This is a genomic window from Streptomyces sclerotialus (assembly GCF_040907265.1).
Lineage (GTDB): Bacteria > Actinomycetota > Actinomycetes > Streptomycetales > Streptomycetaceae > Streptomyces > Streptomyces sclerotialus.
Genome location: NZ_JBFOHP010000002.1, coordinates 67,020 through 82,459 on the forward strand (window position 1 = coordinate 67,020; position 15,440 = coordinate 82,459).

General features: G+C 67.2%; 15 protein-coding genes and 3 pseudogenes. 10 read left to right on the plus strand and 8 right to left on the minus strand.

The genetic code is table 11. The annotated features are described in order from the left end of the window. Positions 1-90 precede the first annotated feature (90 nt). Positions 91-441, minus strand: a complete 351-nt coding sequence (locus tag AAC944_RS00390; protein WP_030622732.1) for a hypothetical protein — start codon at positions 439-441, stop codon at positions 91-93. Between the two features lie 497 nt (positions 442-938). Between AAC944_RS00390 and AAC944_RS00395 the strand changes: the two genes are divergently transcribed. Further along, on the plus strand, positions 939-1,469 hold the full coding sequence (locus AAC944_RS00395; RefSeq protein ID WP_368396731.1) for a GNAT family N-acetyltransferase: 531 nt from the start codon (positions 939-941) through the stop codon (positions 1,467-1,469). A 256-nt stretch (positions 1,470-1,725) separates the two neighbouring features. On the opposite strand, the gene AAC944_RS00400 is transcribed toward AAC944_RS00395, so the two are convergent. The 4 genes and pseudogenes from AAC944_RS00400 to AAC944_RS36460 all read right to left on the minus strand — a co-directional run bounded on the left by AAC944_RS00400 (position 1,726) and on the right by AAC944_RS36460 (position 4,126). Next, positions 1,726-2,172 (minus strand): hypothetical protein, encoded by a 447-nt coding sequence (locus AAC944_RS00400; protein WP_051872318.1) that lies wholly within the window; start codon positions 2,170-2,172, stop codon positions 1,726-1,728. 575 nt (positions 2,173-2,747) lie between these two features. Beyond that, on the minus strand, positions 2,748-3,266 hold the full coding sequence (locus AAC944_RS00405) for a hypothetical protein (protein WP_196943301.1): 519 nt from the start codon (positions 3,264-3,266) through the stop codon (positions 2,748-2,750). Positions 3,267-3,490: 224 nt separating this feature from the next. Then, a pseudogene (locus tag AAC944_RS36455) lies at positions 3,491-3,781 on the minus strand (molybdopterin cofactor-binding domain-containing protein); the annotation flags it as partial. A gap of 15 nt (positions 3,782-3,796) precedes the next feature. Next, the gene (locus AAC944_RS36460; RefSeq protein ID WP_438272775.1) at positions 3,797-4,126 is read right to left on the minus strand and encodes a hypothetical protein; all 330 of its coding nucleotides are present in this window, start codon (positions 4,124-4,126) and stop codon (positions 3,797-3,799) included. A gap of 445 nt (positions 4,127-4,571) precedes the next feature. Here AAC944_RS36460 and AAC944_RS00415 point away from each other — a divergent pair, with 445 nt between their 5' ends. The 5 genes and pseudogenes from AAC944_RS00415 to AAC944_RS00435 all read left to right on the plus strand — a co-directional run bounded on the left by AAC944_RS00415 (position 4,572) and on the right by AAC944_RS00435 (position 9,525). Next, the gene (locus tag AAC944_RS00415) at positions 4,572-5,165 is read left to right on the plus strand and encodes a TetR/AcrR family transcriptional regulator (protein WP_030622740.1); all 594 of its coding nucleotides are present in this window, start codon (positions 4,572-4,574) and stop codon (positions 5,163-5,165) included. Beyond that, a complete protein-coding gene (locus tag AAC944_RS00420) occupies positions 5,162-5,998 on the plus strand; it encodes an alpha/beta fold hydrolase (RefSeq protein ID WP_030622743.1) in 837 nt (278 codons plus the stop codon). Before AAC944_RS00415 ends, AAC944_RS00420 begins: the two co-directional genes overlap by 4 nt. A 533-nt stretch (positions 5,999-6,531) precedes the next feature. Further along, positions 6,532-6,843, plus strand: a complete 312-nt coding sequence (locus tag AAC944_RS00425; RefSeq protein ID WP_030622745.1) for a cupin domain-containing protein — start codon at positions 6,532-6,534, stop codon at positions 6,841-6,843. Between the two features lie 814 nt (positions 6,844-7,657). Continuing rightward, on the plus strand, positions 7,658-8,497 hold the full coding sequence (locus AAC944_RS00430; protein ID WP_030622747.1) for a hypothetical protein: 840 nt from the start codon (positions 7,658-7,660) through the stop codon (positions 8,495-8,497). Between the two features lie 180 nt (positions 8,498-8,677). Further along, positions 8,678-9,525: pseudogene (locus tag AAC944_RS00435) on the plus strand (IS5 family transposase). 13 nt (positions 9,526-9,538) lie between these two features. Here the strand turns inward: AAC944_RS00435 and AAC944_RS00440 are convergent. Further along, positions 9,539-10,231: a maleylpyruvate isomerase family mycothiol-dependent enzyme gene (locus tag AAC944_RS00440; RefSeq protein WP_030622748.1), complete on the minus strand. Its 693-nt coding sequence runs from the start codon at positions 10,229-10,231 to the stop codon at positions 9,539-9,541. A gap of 62 nt (positions 10,232-10,293) precedes the next feature. Here AAC944_RS00440 and AAC944_RS00445 point away from each other — a divergent pair. Beyond that, positions 10,294-10,477 (plus strand): annotated as a pseudogene (locus AAC944_RS00445) (IS5/IS1182 family transposase); the annotation flags it as partial. 11 nt (positions 10,478-10,488) lie between these two features. Here AAC944_RS00445 and AAC944_RS00450 read toward each other — a convergent pair. Both AAC944_RS00450 and AAC944_RS00455 read right to left on the minus strand, forming a co-directional pair. Then, positions 10,489-11,016, minus strand: a complete 528-nt coding sequence (locus AAC944_RS00450) for a hypothetical protein (protein WP_196943302.1) — start codon at positions 11,014-11,016, stop codon at positions 10,489-10,491. Between the two features lie 331 nt (positions 11,017-11,347). Next, on the minus strand, positions 11,348-12,205 hold the full coding sequence (locus tag AAC944_RS00455) for an endonuclease/exonuclease/phosphatase family protein (protein WP_196943303.1): 858 nt from the start codon (positions 12,203-12,205) through the stop codon (positions 11,348-11,350). 427 nt (positions 12,206-12,632) lie between these two features. Between AAC944_RS00455 and AAC944_RS00460 the strand changes: the two genes are divergently transcribed. The 3 genes from AAC944_RS00460 to AAC944_RS00470 all read left to right on the plus strand — a co-directional run bounded on the left by AAC944_RS00460 (position 12,633) and on the right by AAC944_RS00470 (position 15,393). Further along, positions 12,633-13,067 carry a non-oxidative hydroxyarylic acid decarboxylases subunit D gene (locus tag AAC944_RS00460; RefSeq protein ID WP_368396732.1) on the plus strand — a complete coding sequence of 145 codons (435 nt, stop codon included), beginning with the start codon at positions 12,633-12,635 and terminating at the stop codon, positions 13,065-13,067. Between the two features lie 107 nt (positions 13,068-13,174). After that, positions 13,175-14,026, plus strand: a complete 852-nt coding sequence (locus AAC944_RS00465; RefSeq protein ID WP_030622754.1) for a hypothetical protein — start codon at positions 13,175-13,177, stop codon at positions 14,024-14,026. Beyond that, a complete protein-coding gene (locus AAC944_RS00470) occupies positions 14,026-15,393 on the plus strand; it encodes a copper amine oxidase (protein WP_051872320.1) in 1,368 nt (455 codons plus the stop codon). The genes AAC944_RS00465 and AAC944_RS00470 overlap by 1 nt, the downstream gene beginning before the upstream one ends. Positions 15,394-15,440: the final 47 nt, after the last annotated feature.

Sequence of the window (15,440 nt, forward strand, 5' to 3'; positions counted from 1 at the left end):
CCGACCCCGATCGCTGCCCGCGGTCCGCAGTCCCCGATCGCTGCCCGCGGTCCGCAGCCCGCGGTCCGTACCAGCGCGTCAGAGCGACAGCTATTCCCCCACAGTCCGGCGGTCTCGGGACGGCCTGACGGCGGCTCGCCGGCGGGCGCGGCGCCACACGAGGTAACCAGCTGTGGCCAAAACGATCAGGCCGGGCCCGGAGTGCACGGCGAAGACGCCCAACAGATGAGGGCCGCCCCAGTCCTGGGCATAACTCGCAGGATCGGAGTAGTCGATGATGAAGAACTCGGTGATACCGCGGGCGACCAGATAGACAGCCAGAAGTCCACCGACAAGCACCGCGACCGCTTTGAGCATCCACCGCCGGTACCCCGGCGAGAACACACTGACCACTGCACAGACCACGAGCGCCAGAAACACGCAGATGACGACGGTGAGCACAGATCAGCCCTCCCCGGCCGACTTACGGCGACGACTTCCTCTTCGTCGCCTCCTTCTTCCTCGTCCCACTCTTCAGTGTCATCTGCTGACCGCGCAGCGAAGAGCTCGCGGGCCTCTTCACGCCCGCAACACCACACCAGATACCGGAAGGCCGCCGTTCCGGAGGGCTGCCCGACGCGTAGGTGCGGGTCTGATGCCGTGGCCGTGACGGCAGTGCCGTCGGCCGGACCTACGGTGAGCGAGCGCCTCCGTAGGTCTGCTTCTCCCAGGGGTCATGTGAAAGCGCTGGAAGGCGAGCGCACCGCCGCATCCTCGCCCCGATCATCGAGCGCGACCCGCGCAAGCACCCGCGCAAGTACCCTCGCAACCGACCGACCACGGCAACTGACCAACTACGGGGGCGACCGACCGACACGGAAACTGACCAACTACGGCGACTGGCCGACTACGGCGACTGACAAGGCAGCAGAGCACCCGTGAGATCCACGTTGATTCGCTTGATCGACCCCTCCGACGGCCCCGTGCTGGCCGAGTCGCTCTCCCGCGACAGGCAGACGTACGCGCGGTGGCTGCCCGCGAGACCCGAGGAGTTCTACACACCCGACGGGCAGGCCGAGGCCATCGCATCCCTGCTGGAGTCCCACGGCAAGGGGCACACGTGGCCGGGCGTCGTGGTCTCCGACGGGACCGTCATCGGGCAGGTCACCATCAGCTCCATCCTGCGCGGCCCGTTCCAGAAGGGGTTCCTCGGCTACTGGATCTCCTCCCGCCACCAAGGACTCGGGCACACGAGCCGTGCCGTCGGTCTGGCCCTGCGGATCGCCGAGAACGAGCTGAACCTGCACCGCCTGGAGGCGCACACCCAACTGGAGAACCTCGCCTCCCAGGCAATCCTCCGCAAGCACGGATTCCGTTCCTGGGGCATCGCCCACGAACACTTCTACGCCGACGGCGCGTGGCACGACGAGGTGTTCTGGGAACGGAGGCTGAGCGGCGGGCCCGCGGCCCAGGGGGTGTCGTCACAGTAGCGTCTTCGTCCGTCCGCCAGGGCGTGTCCCTCTAGCCGGAAGGAACTTTGACGACTTCGACGACATGGCCTAGCGCTGAGCTTTCAGCAGTTGGGCTTACAGGAGTTGGGCTTACAGGAACTGGGTCACCAGCTGACCGTTCACCTCGGGCGACGCGGTCTCATCGGCCTCGGCCGACGAGACCGACGTCTCCCCGTCTGCCCCCTCTGACGAAGCCCTGGAAATGTGGGGCGGACGTTCGAAGACGGCCGGATCATCAGGGCTTCTCCGTCTCGCTACATTCGATTTTGGTCACCTTGGAGGGCGCTGCCTGGAGGAGACCGACCTTGCTGTATCCAAGAGCCAAGGATTCGTTGCCGTCCGTCTCGGGAGATCCGGGACGTAGTACGCCCTCGCTGGTGCGCAGCCAGTGTGCTCCCTGACTGTCGATGAAGCGCAGGTCGACGTCGCGTACGGGCGGTTTCACCTCTACCCGCGAGCAGGGAGGAATCTGCCCCAGGTAACGAGCTTTCACAGCCAGGAACGTCTCCTCGAGAAGAACCTGAGCGTATGTGGGCTCCAGCGACGAAGAACCTTCTCTGTGCAGCTTCTGCCAGGCATCGCGCACACTTGCCCCGTCGGCGATGTCGGAGAGTGTGTCGGTGCGGGCCGTGGCCAATCTCTCCGTGGCTTTCGGGTCGGTCCACTCGTAGTCGAGCTGCACAGAAGAGATGGGATCGGGAGATCGGTTCACCAAGACCCTGACGAGTCCTCCAGGCCTCTGCTCCACCCACGATGTCACCTGGGAGGCCTGTTTCCGTACGGTCCTTTCCTGGTCTTCCCGGGACTGCGCAAGCTGATCTTCGGCTGTGCGCACGTTCCAGTAGGTCACCACGCCCGTGAACACCAGACCGCCGGCCGCGACGGCGGCCGTTAAGATGGCGGTCCACTTACTCCAGTCCCAGTCCCAGTCCCAGTGCCGACGGCGCCGAGCCTGCGGACTTCTCCGGAGGCTGCTCCTACGCGGTGCCGGACGGTGTCGTGCCATCCTGGCGCGCGCCACCCGCGCCACCCGCGCCACCCGCGTCTTCCGGCTCACCACGCCCCCAGCAGTGCCGTTCTCTCGAAGTAAGGGCCTCAACACCTCACCTCGGCCCGCTCGGTACTCTCGGAAATCCAGCGAGGCTATGCCTCTCACGGTACTCGTGAACCGGGAAAATGAGAGGGCGTTCACTTCACTGCCCTCGCCGGCAGAGGTCGGGCTGGAGACTTCGGCCGCAGCACCGACGAGCAGAGCGTCTACAAAGCCACAGTCAAGGTGATCGGCCCGCCGACGTCGGTCAGACCGGTGGGGCTCAGGCAGGCTCCCAGGTCCGTGTTCAGCAGTGTCTTCGTCTGGACGACGGTCGCGCCTGTGAACAGCCCGGACTCGACCGTGCCGGTGAGCACGAGCACGGTGCTGCCGTTCGGTTTGACGTTGATCGCTCCGGTTCCGACGACCGTGCTGGAGCGGCCGTCGCTCCAGTGGTAGGTCGTACGGTTGGAGACGCTACCGCTGGTGCAGCTCGCCGTCCCGCTGCCGGAGGTGGTGAACGAAGCACCACTGAGTCCGTTGCCGGTGAGGTCCACACATCCCGATACGTTGCCCTCGGCGGTAAAGGACACCTGACGCGGTTCGTAGGTCAGTCCCGGCTGGTAGTGCCCCGTTTGACTGCCGACCGGGCAGGTCACATCGACCAGGGCGGCGGTGCGGGCCGGGGCGTACGCGTGGGCGCTCGGCGAGGCGAAGACAGCGGCTAACACCAGTGGGAGGAACAAGCAGGCACCGAGGCGGCGACGAGGCATCAGAACTCGCTTTCCTGATCCGGAGGGAGCACGGGACGCGCCCGCGCATGGCCTTGGTTGGCTTGCCCGCCGGCGCCTGGCCACCATGCCCGCCTCGCGTGCGAAACATCCGATCGTATGAACTCACCGCCGTTCGCTGGACACGCGGCTGTTGAGCCCCACCGTCACCGTAGGAGCTGAGCTATCTCGTTCTACTGTCAAACACCGCCGGCCCCCACTCGTCCCTGAAGCGCAGAAATCACCAACCGCCTGTGGCCGCCGCCGCCCTGCAAAGGCAGGGATGACACGGCCAGGGCAGGCCACGGGCGTCGACGGTGGAGAGTTCGGTCCGGGTAGGTGCCCAGGACCCACCGGGTCTTGTCCCAGACGGTGAGCTTGTTGCCGTTCCATCGGGCGATGGTGGAGTGCGGCTCCATCGGGTTGGGGTGGTTGCGGGCGGTCCGGTAGGTCAGGTCCATCCGTACGGCCGCAGAGCGCAGTGTGTCTTCGGCGTCGCCCCGGACTTACTCGGTGGGCTTGTCGGCCGCGGCCTTGTCCAGGTCGGTCGAGGGCTTCTCAGCGTCGTAGTCGACCTTGATCAGGCCCGCGCCGTACTGGGCGGCCTCGAGGGTGGTGGTGACGACGACGGCGACCGGCTGCCCGTGGAAGCGCACCTTGGCGTCCTGGAAGACCCGAAGCCGCTCGCCCGGAGGGTTGTTCGACGCCTTGTTGTCCTTGTACGGGAGTTTCGGCGCGCCGAGGTGGCTGATCATCTTGAGCCCGCCCGTCTGGGTGAGGGCGGCGCGGGTGTCGATGGCTGTGATGCGGCCGCGGCGGATGCGCGCGTCGACCATGACGGCGTGCACCTTCCGTCAGACGTCGTGCTCGGCGGCGTACTGCGCCTTGCCGGTGACCTTGAGCCGGCCGTCCACCCGGTACAGCGGCGGCACCACCGGCCGGCTGCTCACCGTCGTCAGCTTCATGCTCCTGCGCAGCCAACGGCAACGTCAGCCGTGAAAGGAACTGGGCTGGCCCCGCCTCACCGACTTCCACGTCCGTATCGATCGCGACGGACAGCACATCGGCGTTCCGCCCCTGTGGAGCCGCCGCTCACCACCGTTGCCGGGTCTCAATTTTTGTCGAATGTCTGGGCTGGTGACAGATCAGGGCGGCTGCGACCCGGGGTTGAGACTTCCAGCACTCATCAGCAGCCATGGACCTGCCATTGAGTTGAGCTTTTGATTGCTTTCCTAGGACCCCTAGGTTAAAACTAGACCCCCTAGGAAGTCAGGAGGATGAATGGCACGGGTCGGTCTGACAGCGGAACGAGTGACGGCCATGGGCGCTGAACTGGCGGACGAGGTCGGACTCGACCAGGTGACCATGTCGCAGGTGGCGCGACGGCTAGGCGTGAAGGACGCGAGCCTCTACACGCACGTCCGCAACTTGGCAGACCTGCGCGGTCGGATCGCACTTCTGGCGGCGGACGAGAAGACCCTCCGCATCGCGGAGGCGACCGCCGGGCGATCAGGCAAGGACGCGCTGGTCGGGTTCGCGGACACCTGGCGGGAGTACGCCCATCAGCACCCGGGCCGCTACATGGCGACGCAGATCCCGATCGAGATCGACCCGGAGCTGGTCGCACAAGCTCCCGGACCACGTCGCGCGGTCGAGCTGACCTACGGCGTGCTGCGCGGTTACGGACTGGCCGAGCCCGATCTGACCGACGCGGTCAGGTTGCTACGCAGCACCTTGCACGGGTTCATCGCCCTGGAGGCGGCGGGCGGCTTCGCGCACGAGCGTTCGCCGCAGCAGTCCTGGGTCCGAGCCATCGACGCTCTGCACGCGCTCCTGGAGCACTGGCCCTCCTCCCGAGAAGGAGACACCACATGACCGAGCCCACCACCGGCAGCCTGCGCGTACATGGCGCGACCCTGCACTACGAAGTGCGCGGCCACGGCCCACTCCTGCTGTTGATACCCGGAGGGGCGGGTGGTGCGGCTACCTTCGACGGCGTCGCCGACGCCCTGGCCGCCGAGTACGCCGTCGCGACCTACGATCCGCGTGGCATGTCCCGCAGCACACTGGACGACCCCGAGGCCGAGCAGCGGGTGGCCGAGCACGCCGACGACGCTTTCCGCGTGCTGGAACTGCTGTCACCCAAAGAGCCTGCCAGGGTGTTCGGTGCCAGCTCAGGGGCGATCGCCGCTCTGCATCTGCTCAGCACCCATCCCGAACGCGTCGAACGTGTCGTGGTGCACGAACCGCCGGTGGTGGAAGTTCTGCCGGACGCCCCCGAACACCGCATGCTCATCGCACGCGTGCAGGAGACGTTCCGCACCCAGGGACTCATGCCGGCGATGGCCGTGTTCGCCGCGGGGCTGAAGAAGGACGGCGACACCACCGAACCGAAGGCCGAGACCAAGCTTCCGCCGCATGCAGCGGGACGGGCCGAGCAGACGATGGCCAACCTGCCGTACTTCGTCGGACGCATCGTCCCCAGCTTCATGGCCTACACCCCGGACATCCAACGTCTGGAAGCCCTTTCGGACCGGCTCGTCCTCGCCTGCGGCCAGGACTCACGCGGTGAACTTCCCTACCGTTCGGCCGCGTTCCTGGCCGAGCGCCTCGGCACCGAACTCCAGCATCTTCCCGGCGGACACACCGGCCTGACCACACACCCCGCCGAGTTCGGAGACCTCCTGAAGAAGGCCCTTCATGCCTAGGACGCCATCCCGGCACTCGATCTTGTGACTGCTCTTGTATTTGTGCCTGCTCTTGTACTTGTGCCTGCTCTTGTAACGGTCGTGAACGAAGCCGGACGGGCTGCCCTCGCGGAGCCCCGGCGGATTCGGTAGCCGGCCCGGTCGCGCTACTCAGGGATCGTATGCGGGATCTGTCGGCGGCGCAGGTAGGCCCGGATTGCACACCGGTCCCCCAGCGGTCGCCCCATCTTCGGCATCGGCGGCAACAGCGGCAACAGCGGCAACAGCGGCAACAGACGCTTCCACTGGTCGCCAGCCCGTCAGGTTCCCGCAAGCCATACCAAGGTGAATCCATGGCCGCACCCGGCGGCTCCCCCATCCCCTTCCGTCCGGCCGCGCAAGCGGGGCGGGATCCCGGCGGAGAGGTTTTACCTGACGGTCGACCAGCAGTGCGCCACCGTGTCGTAACGTCACTGCATCCCTTGATCACGATCGCGGACGCCTCCGGCGGCTGATTCAGCCCTTCGCCGAGGCGGCCCGCCAGGAGGCATACCATGAATGTTGTCGACATACGGAGCACGGCCGCGGAACTGCCGGATGCCTGGCGCTCGCTTCTGCTCGGGCAGGTCGGGAGCACGGGGGTGAAGGTGCTGCGGATGGACGGACGTCCCCTGCCACCGGAATCCCATGACACAGCGGAAGCCCTGCTGGTGGTGGACGGCACACTGCGGCTGACGGCCGACGGCACCGAGGTCGAAGTACACGCGGGGGAAATGTACATCGTCGACGCGAGCGTAGAGCATGCCGTGCTCCCCGACAGCCGAGGCACGCTCGTCATCGTCGAACACATCTCAGACCCGGCCTAGCGCGAATCGCACTCGCTGGATCAACTCCACCGGTGACGGTCATGGTCGTCAAGGAAATGACACGCCCTGAGACTGAAGGTGTCCGTCACCGTCCGAGACAGGCGGAAGAACAGCAACTCACAACGCCGCCGTCTGGCAATGGAGCCGTCTGACAAAGCCGTCTGACAATAGAGTCGAGAACCCGCGGAACTGAGCGGAGAGCTCATCGGGATGCTGCACCGTGTGCAGCATCCCGATGAGCTGGGACGGACCGCGGCAATACCCACCGCCTTGAGCGTGAACGAGACCATCACCGGACATGCGGTGGGTGGAGCACCTCTGTTAACGGCCCCTGCTCGATGGTCAGCTTCTGGAAGCGGACGTGACGTGGTGTGCGTTGCGATCACGCAACACCTTAGTCTCCTGCCCGGACAGGCCGGTTCACCTCCTCCGCAGGCAGTGAGCGAGAACGCCGCAGCGGTGATCAGCGAAGCCGCCGCGACGGTAGGGGTACGGCGAAGGGCGGTCCTGCGCGACATGAGAACCCTCTGGGTAGTTGGACTGCGCCCGGGACGCGGTGCGTTCCGCGCCCGGCACACCGCCCTGTGCTCCACCGCTGATGATCGACTAGCTCTCGGCCGACACGCCACTGGCGCACCGCGACCCCAGCGTGACAGGGCTCGGGCAGCAGGAGTTGATACCCACACAGCCCGAACCAAACGGTCATGTTCGGGACTCAGTTGGCGCCTTAGCCCAGGTCGGCGCTGGTCCGTTGGTGTGAAAGGGTGGCCCGACGGCGGAACGTGCAAGGTCTGCCCGCCGGGAAAGGGGAATCGTGAGCACTGGCCAGGTCCGCACCATGGTGAGCCTGATGGCTCAGGGAGCGCCGGTCGAGGTCACCAGCATGTGGGCGACCGCGAGCAAGTTGACGCGCTTGGCGCACCTCGGGGAGCAGTTCGGCTACCAATACGCGGACGCCCGGTATGTGAGCCGTGGCACCCAGCTCCTTATGGTGCCTGACCTGCAGCCGCAGGCACAGCAGCGCGCCCAGCAGACCTGGGCGCAGTTCCCGCAGGCCGCCAACGGTGGCCCGGTGCCGCCGCTGCCCGCGCAGGCCCCCGAACTCCTCAAAGCCCAGATCAACTTCGATCTCACGGGCCGGCACAACGAGAAGCGTCGGGTCCTCGCCGTCATCCCGATCACGGTGGTCGTGCTGCTCCGGCTGATGCGGGACGGCGCCGACGCGGCAGTGTTCTGGATTCCGTTCTGGGTCCTGGCGATGTGTCTCGCCGTGGGCATGGTCTTCTACTCCCGTAAGCGGCACAGCGCGTACGAGGCCCAGTTGCAGCAGGCCGGTTATGTGCAGGTCCCCGACCTGACGGGCCGAGTGCACTACGTCCCGGCGGGCAGCTCCCTCGCGGCCCAGGGACCCCCGGCCGGTGGGTACCAGCCCGGCCTCGGCCAGGTCCCGCCGCAGCAGCAGCCCTACGCCCAGCCGTCGTACCACCAGCAGGCGCAGGCCCCTCAGCAGCCGCAGCCCCCATACCAGCAGCCGCAAGCCCCTCAGCAGCCGCAGGCTCCGTACCAGCCCCAGCCGTACGGGCAGCAGCCTCCGCCGCAGCAGCCCTACGGTCAGCCGCAATGGTACGGGCAGCAGCCGCAGCCCCCGCAGTAGTTCTGAGCGGGCGGCCGCCACCAGGTCAGTCGGTGGCGACCGCCCATCCGAACGGCCCGGTCGCGCGGGCGTCCGCCGGCGGGACCTGTCGAAGGTGGCGCGTGGACCGTCGTCGACGCACAGGCCGTCCAGGCCGGGCAGGCCGTCCAGGCTCTCGCCGGCCATGCTGAATGGGCTCGGTTGCAGCCTCATCTGCCGAAGGACGGTGGTCGAGGCGGACGTTGATGCTGTCACAGGACAGTGATCAACGGGATCCTCTTCCGCCAGAGGACCGGGGCCCCTAACGGGGTTTTCCACCTCGTTTCGGGAGCTGGAAGACCGTTCATGATCGGCATCGGCGATGGTCGGCCGACGGCACATGGGCACGAATCTTTCAAGCACTGCAGGCCGATGCCGACACGGAGAGCCGCATCGACTGGAGCGTCGTGAGTGTGGACTCGACTTCTTGTCGCGCTCATCAAGATGCGGCAGGGGCCCGCAAACGGGCCCCTCCCGTTCCTCCCTCGTCGCCGACGGCAGCCTGTCGATCACCGGCCCGATGAAGGACTGGGGCGTTCCCGGGGCGGTTTCACCTGCAAGATCTACCTGGCGTGCGAAGGCGGACGGCGGCCGCCGGCGTTCGTGATCACACCTGGACAGTGGGGTGATGCTCCGCAGATGGTTGAAGTCCTGAGACGCATTCGGGTCCCACGACCCCCAGCGGTGGCCATCCGCGCACACGGCCCGGTCACGTCTGTGGGGACCGCGCCTACAGCTCACGGCGCAACCGTCGCTACCTGCGCCGACGACGGATCAAGCACACCATCCCCGAACCAGCCAATCAGAAGGACAACCGTCTTCACCGTGGTAGCGCCGGTGGCCGACCAACAGGATTCGACCGTGGGGCGTATCGCCGCAGGAACGAGGTTGAGCGAACGATCAATGCCCTGAAGGCATGCCGTGCCGTGGCCACTCGTTTCGACAAGCGGGCCTACGTGTTCCATGGCACGGTCACCGTCGCGGCAATCCGCCTGTGGCTACACTCCTGAACCGGTCACGGCGTCAGGGTGTCAACGTGCCGGCCAGGATGCGCAGCCCGGCCTCCTGATCGCCGGTCCAGCGAAAGGCGGCGTCCGAGCTGCGCATCCGCCCCCACAGGAGCAGCACGAGGTCTTCCGCTGTCGCGGAGAGCGCGGCCACGGCATTGCCAGGTCCGTACACCCAGGACGTCCCGGTGTCCGTCGCGTGCAGACGCAGGGCGTGTTGCGGGTGCTGTGCTCGTCCCCGTGCTATCTGCCGTGGTGCCATCGTGTCGAAGACCTCGGCCACGCCTTCGCCGGCCAGGATCGGGTCGAGTGATCGAGTGATGCCCAGTGCGTTCTCGGCATCCCAGCGGTGAATGAGCGCCTCCAGTGCACGGCGACGCTGCCAGAAGCCCACCGTGTGCGGCGGATGGAAAGTCCAGGCGCTCGCCCTCGGGTCGGTGTCGAGCGCCTTGAGCAAAGTCGTTGAACTCTCCTCAAACCACCGCACCAGCCCTCCAGGGTCACGCGGGGCCGGAGCGGCCTGGTACTTGCCATGATGGTCGGTAACCGCGGCTGCCGCCCATAGATTCGAGCTGCCCAGGTGCTCAGCCAGATCATGGAGCGTCCACTGGCCGCAGTGTTCGACGGGTACAGTCAGGTCACCGTTGAGGCATGCGCGGAACGCGTCGAGTTCGTCACTCAGGTGCTGCAACAGAGATTCCAAGTCCATGACCAGCGAACCTAACTCAGCCCACTGACATCGCACCTCGTACCCGACCCGTCGGACAGGTCCTAGGTTCCCGAGGTGCTCTGGACTGGTCCCGCTGAGCGATCGACTCCACCAGTGTGCGGGTTCTTCGAAGGGGGGCAATGGACGGGACCGAATCCGACCGACCGCGGCAAGAAGGGACCGAAGATCCACCTCATCGTCGACCGCCACGGCCTGCCGTTGTCCGTCGGCGTCTCCGCCGTGGACCTCCGGACGGCTTACAGTTGGTCCCCCACACCGGCTGGTTCCGGAGGATGCGGCCCGCCACCGTCCTTGCTGTCCTGCTCGCAGGTTCGTCTGTCGTAGGACTGGTCATTGGGGATCAACAGCACTCCGGCAACCTGCTCAGGGTGCTCGACGGCGAGCCAGCCGTCGCCTGTGAGGTCACCGTCCGGCCCGAACGCATCGGACGCATAGACCGTCTGACACAGCAACGCCACGCGCTCCTTATCGACCGCGCAGGCGTCCACTGCAGGCTCGGATATCTCGTCGGCGCCGCCGAAGCGGTAGTGGAAGTGGACCTGGTCACCTTTGGAGGGCACCTGCGGGTGGGGCTCGAGGCGCCAGTCAACGACCTCGGCGGTGACGCCGAGAGGCCGCCCGGACGTGTCCTCGACCTGCACCCTGACACCGGCCTCACCGCGCTCCGCCGTCGTGTCGGTGCAGCCCCAGTGGGAAGAGCAGCCGGATAGGGCGAGAAGCACCAGAGCCAACAGAGCACCGGCAAGTACCCGTGCGGAAAACACTCAGGTGACCTCCAGTCAGGGGGGAGCGGAGCAGTGTACCCCGGGACCTGGCAGCTGCGGATGCCAGCGATGAGCGCCTGCGGCGGTGAACCTTCGTCTTCAGCGCCACCACCAGCTTCATCAACTACTGCCGGCTCAACAAGTGAAATACCACCGGTCGGTCCAAGGGATCAGCGCCGGTGCCGGGCCGGGGGCCGGGCCGGTGCCCGGCACCGGATGGGTACCGGGCCCCGGTGAGGCAGGGGCGGCATGGTGCGCGCGGGGCGCGCCGTTCATGTTCAGTAGCCGTGCGTACTTCTGTTGTCCTTGACCGCAGCCGGGTGACCGCTTGTCAGATGACGGAGCACGGGACTCGAGGGCCTGCGGCCATGGTGATGTCACTGACCACGACCCTGTGGTCCTCGGTTACAGAGCGCAAGGTGCACTTCTTGGAGTTGACGCCCCGGTGAAGGATGTAGTCGAACTTCTTGCCCGTCTTCACGTGCGTCCCGTTGCACCGGTCGTCCTTGGGCCGGCCCGTTTCCTTCTTGCAGAACGGGTCGACGTCGGTGAACTTGGCGTCCCAGATCGGCGGCATCTCTCCGTACCCGGGCTGGGCGTTGAAATCCCCGAGGATCAGTGTTCGGCTGTGCTGCTTCGCGGCGCCCAGCAGCTCCTTGATCTGGCTCCGTCTCTCCTCCCGGTGGCCGCCGGCGGAGAGATGGGTGTTGATGACCTGGACGCGCTGACCGGCGAGCCGAGTCGTGAACGTGGTGTAGGCGCGGGACTCCCACGGGCCTTCGTCGTCGGCGAAGGGGACCTCGCGGTAGCCCTGTATCGGGGTTCCCTTGGCGTAGATGATCGCTTGGCCGTTGACGCTCCAGCCATCGCAGCCGATGTTGTTGGTACCCGGGCCGATCTTGAACTTGTAATCGAAGCCCTGCTGGTTGAGCAGCTTCACGGCCTTGCGTACCTCGGTGGCGCAGGACTCCTGCAGGGCGACCACCTGCGGCTGGAAGATCCTGACCTGCTGGGCGAGGGATTCCGGTGTGCCCAATTTCTGCCCGTTGGAGTTCCACGTCATGACCCGATCGGGCACCACGGCCGCAGATGCTTGGGTGGCCGGCAGCGTGGCCGTGCCGATCAGGGCCAGCAGCGCGGTTGACGCCGCCTTCACGGCGAGCCCACCGGTGCCACGGATTGATCTCATCATTGCTTCCCTTTCGTAGGCAACACCCGTGCAGTCCCACCTCTCGTGAGAGGCGACCGTGCAGTCCCACCTCTCGTGAGAGGCGACGTAGCCATCGGCCGCACGAGGTCAGCCGGGCGGTTCCGGCTGACGGCATCGAGAATGCGGCCGGTCGGCAACGACCTTCTAGGGCAACGAGCTGTCCCGGACATCCGAGGGTCATCCTGCCTGGTCAGACCCCTGTCCCGGACACGTCTTCGCGCTGGCCCTGCCACCCCCGTCGGGTCAGTGGTGAGCTCGACGCCTATCTGCCGGCTCCGAGTTTGAGACCTGACGTCGCGAGTCGGGACGCGATGGGGTGCAGCTCCAGCTCTGGGAAGCCAGCCCGAAGTTAGGCCTGAGTTAGGCCTGAGTTAGGCCGAAGCCAGGCGGAAGCCAGGAGAGAAGCATGCGGCTCTTCGAGGTGCCAGCCCCACTGCGAAACGGTGTTGCCCGCGATGTTGTCCGCTGCGAACCCGCCACGATCACCACGGTCGTGGACTCACCCGTGCCCGGCATCCGGCAGGTGTTTCAGCGCGCCCTGTGCCTCTGCACGTGGCGCTCGGCCGAGCCCCACCGCCGTACCCGGCGCGAGGCGTACCCCGCGGGGTTCCGTATGACGGCAAAGAACATCGCCGCGGCTGTGGAGGCGCCGCCGGTGCCCCCGCTCGCGGTGCGCCGAACGTCGCCGCGAGCCGGTCGGTTCTTCCGGACCGGAACCGCCTCCGGTGCCGAGGACGCGGTAGCCACGCGAGCCGCCCGCCGTCTCCCTGCGTCGTGGGTGCCTGTGCCGTTCGACGGGACCTCCCGAGGCCAGACGGTGAGTGGGCCATTCCGCGCGTGAGGTTCTCCCTGAGGAGAGGCCGGTTCGGGCGGCGCGCCGTGGCGGGCGGACTCCTACGTTGGCCGTGCGCGGGTTCCACTGCGAGGACGTGGCAGGGAGGGAAGGGCATGAGGGACGCACGCAGGGCAGGGGCCGGAAAGCGACGGGTGGTGTCGCCGGCGGCGAGGCGCCGAGCGGCCCTGTGGAGCCTGGCGGGCGGCACGGTACTGACCGCGTCCGCCGCCACCGTCATGATCACCGGGACCGTTCCGCTGGCGGCCACCGGCGCCGACGGCCGGCCGCCGGCCGGCGGCGCGCCGACCCCGACGGCTCTGTCGCCCGCGCCCACTGCGGACGGCAGGACGGGGCCCGGCCCGTGGCGTGATCCTCTGACGTCCGCGGAGATCGAACGGGCGCAGCAACTGGCGTTCGCAGCGGACACGGACCTGCGCACGGCCAGCGAAAACGTCAAAAAGGAGCGGGGCAGGCCGCAGTACCTCGGCACCGACCTGGCCGAGAGCCCGCCGTCGGTCGGCGGCGCCTGGGAGCGGAAGGTAGTGGTCCGCTTCTACGACTACAGGGACGACACCCTGATCCACAAGACGGTCGACCTCCTGTCGCAGAAGGTCGAGAGCTCCAAGACGGTACGTGGTGTTCAGCCTCCCGCCACCCGGGAGGAGGCGCAGGAGGCGGCGGCGCTGCTGCTCGGCGACCCGCTCGGCGACGGCCTGCGGCAGGACTTCGCCAGGGCCACCGGCGGCGAACTCACCCGTGTCGAGCAGTTGCTGGTCCTGGGCTGGACCTACCAGCCACCGGGCACCCGGCCGGCTCCGCTCCTCGAGTGCGGCACCGAGCGCTGCGTCCAGGTGTTCACCCGTGTGCCCGACGGCCCGCGGATCGACACCAGCCGCTACGTGATCAACCTCAGTGACCGCTCCGTGCACCGACTTCGAGTAGCCAAGAGCGGAGGGCTTCCCTGATGAAGAAAGTGCTCCGACCCCTCACCAAGGCCGCGACGCTGGCGCTGCTGCTGCCGTCCGCACTGCCCGCCGCTGCCGTGGCGGCGGGCGCCACGCGGACAGGTGCGGACGCGCAGCACACCGCTGCCCGAGCCTGCAGCGCCGACAACGCCATCGAACACACGCTCAGGGGCGGCGGTACCTGGCGGATGTGCTGGCACGACACGCGCCTGGAAGGGCTCGTACTGGAAGACATCTCCTTCCAGCCCAAGGGGCAGGCGGAACCGATCAAAATCCTGCACCGCGCCGCTCTGGCGCAGATCCACGTCCCCTATGACAACGGCACGGCCGAGTACTCTGACCTCACCGCCGACGAGCTGGGGGCCCACGTCAATCCGCTCCGTCCCAAGGACTGTCCCGGCGGTGCCCTCAGGCAGATCCGGAGCAATCTCGCCACGGTGGGAGAGACCGTCAGCGGTCTGTGCGTCACCACCCAGGAGCGTGGTTTCGCCTTCCACGGTGACAATGACGACCTGCCCCGCAGCGTCCACAGGGGGAATGAGGCCCAGCAGGGCCAGGACCTGGTCGTGTACACGGTCAACGAGGCCGGGCACTACCACTACATCAACCAGTGGAACTTCTCCGACGACGGCACGATCACACCGAAGCTGGGATCCGGCGGGAATCTCTCCCCGCGCGACTTCAACGCCGCGGACGGCACCGGCTGGCCGCTCGGCGAGGGCAGCAAGGCCTACGCCACCAGTCACTACCACAACGCCTTCTGGCGGCTGGTCTTCGACCCCGACAGCACACCGACCTCCCGGGTCGAGCAGTACGAGACCCGGCAGACCGGATACTCCAAGAAAGAGCCCAGGACCCCCCTGCACGAGACCACCCGGACATCCGTCCAGCAGGAGATGGGCGGCCTCACGGACGCGAACGCCCAGCGCTGGTGGCGCATCGTCAGCAAGCACAAGAACGCCGACGGGCACCCGCGCTCCTGGGAGATCGTCCACCACAACCCCACCCGGTACTCCGGGCGGCCCTTCACCGACAAGGACATCTACTTCACGGAATACAAGGCGGGCGAACGGTACGCCAGCGACAACAGGGTGTCGCCCGAACTCAGCCGCCTCGAGCACGTCGGGCAGTTCGTCGACGGCGAGAAACTGACGCGGCCCGTCGTCTGGGTGCAGGTGGGATACCACCACATCCCGCGGGACGAGGACCAGGCGCCCATGCCGGTGCACTGGCAGAGCTTCCAGATCACTCCGCGCGATGTGACGGCGATGAACCCGCTCACGCCGGACCACCTGCGCCAGCCCCGCTACAACGGCGACGGCCGTCACACCGCCCACCACCACCCCTCCCACAAGGGCAACAAGTAGCCCCCTGACCTGGGACGGCAGGACCGGCCGGCTCCTGCCGTCCCAGC

What these genes read in the sequence shown, in the direction of transcription:
- AAC944_RS36460 (WP_438272775.1), bottom strand. Translation starts at nt 4,126, where the DNA reads ATGGTCGACGCGCGCATCCGCCGCGGCCGCATCACAGCCATCGACACC.
- AAC944_RS00415 (WP_030622740.1), top strand. Translation starts at nt 4,572, where the DNA reads ATGGCACGGGTCGGTCTGACAGCGGAACGAGTGACGGCCATGGGCGCT.
- AAC944_RS00420 (WP_030622743.1), top strand. Translation starts at nt 5,162, where the DNA reads ATGACCGAGCCCACCACCGGCAGCCTGCGCGTACATGGCGCGACCCTG.
- AAC944_RS00425 (WP_030622745.1), top strand. Translation starts at nt 6,532, where the DNA reads ATGAATGTTGTCGACATACGGAGCACGGCCGCGGAACTGCCGGATGCC.
- AAC944_RS00440 (WP_030622748.1), bottom strand. Translation starts at nt 10,231, where the DNA reads ATGGACTTGGAATCTCTGTTGCAGCACCTGAGTGACGAACTCGACGCG.
- AAC944_RS00455 (WP_196943303.1), bottom strand. Translation starts at nt 12,205, where the DNA reads ATGAGATCAATCCGTGGCACCGGTGGGCTCGCCGTGAAGGCGGCGTCA.
- AAC944_RS00460 (WP_368396732.1), top strand. Translation starts at nt 12,633, where the DNA reads ATGCGGCTCTTCGAGGTGCCAGCCCCACTGCGAAACGGTGTTGCCCGC.
- AAC944_RS00465 (WP_030622754.1), top strand. Translation starts at nt 13,175, where the DNA reads ATGAGGGACGCACGCAGGGCAGGGGCCGGAAAGCGACGGGTGGTGTCG.
- AAC944_RS00470 (WP_051872320.1), top strand. Translation starts at nt 14,026, where the DNA reads ATGAAGAAAGTGCTCCGACCCCTCACCAAGGCCGCGACGCTGGCGCTG.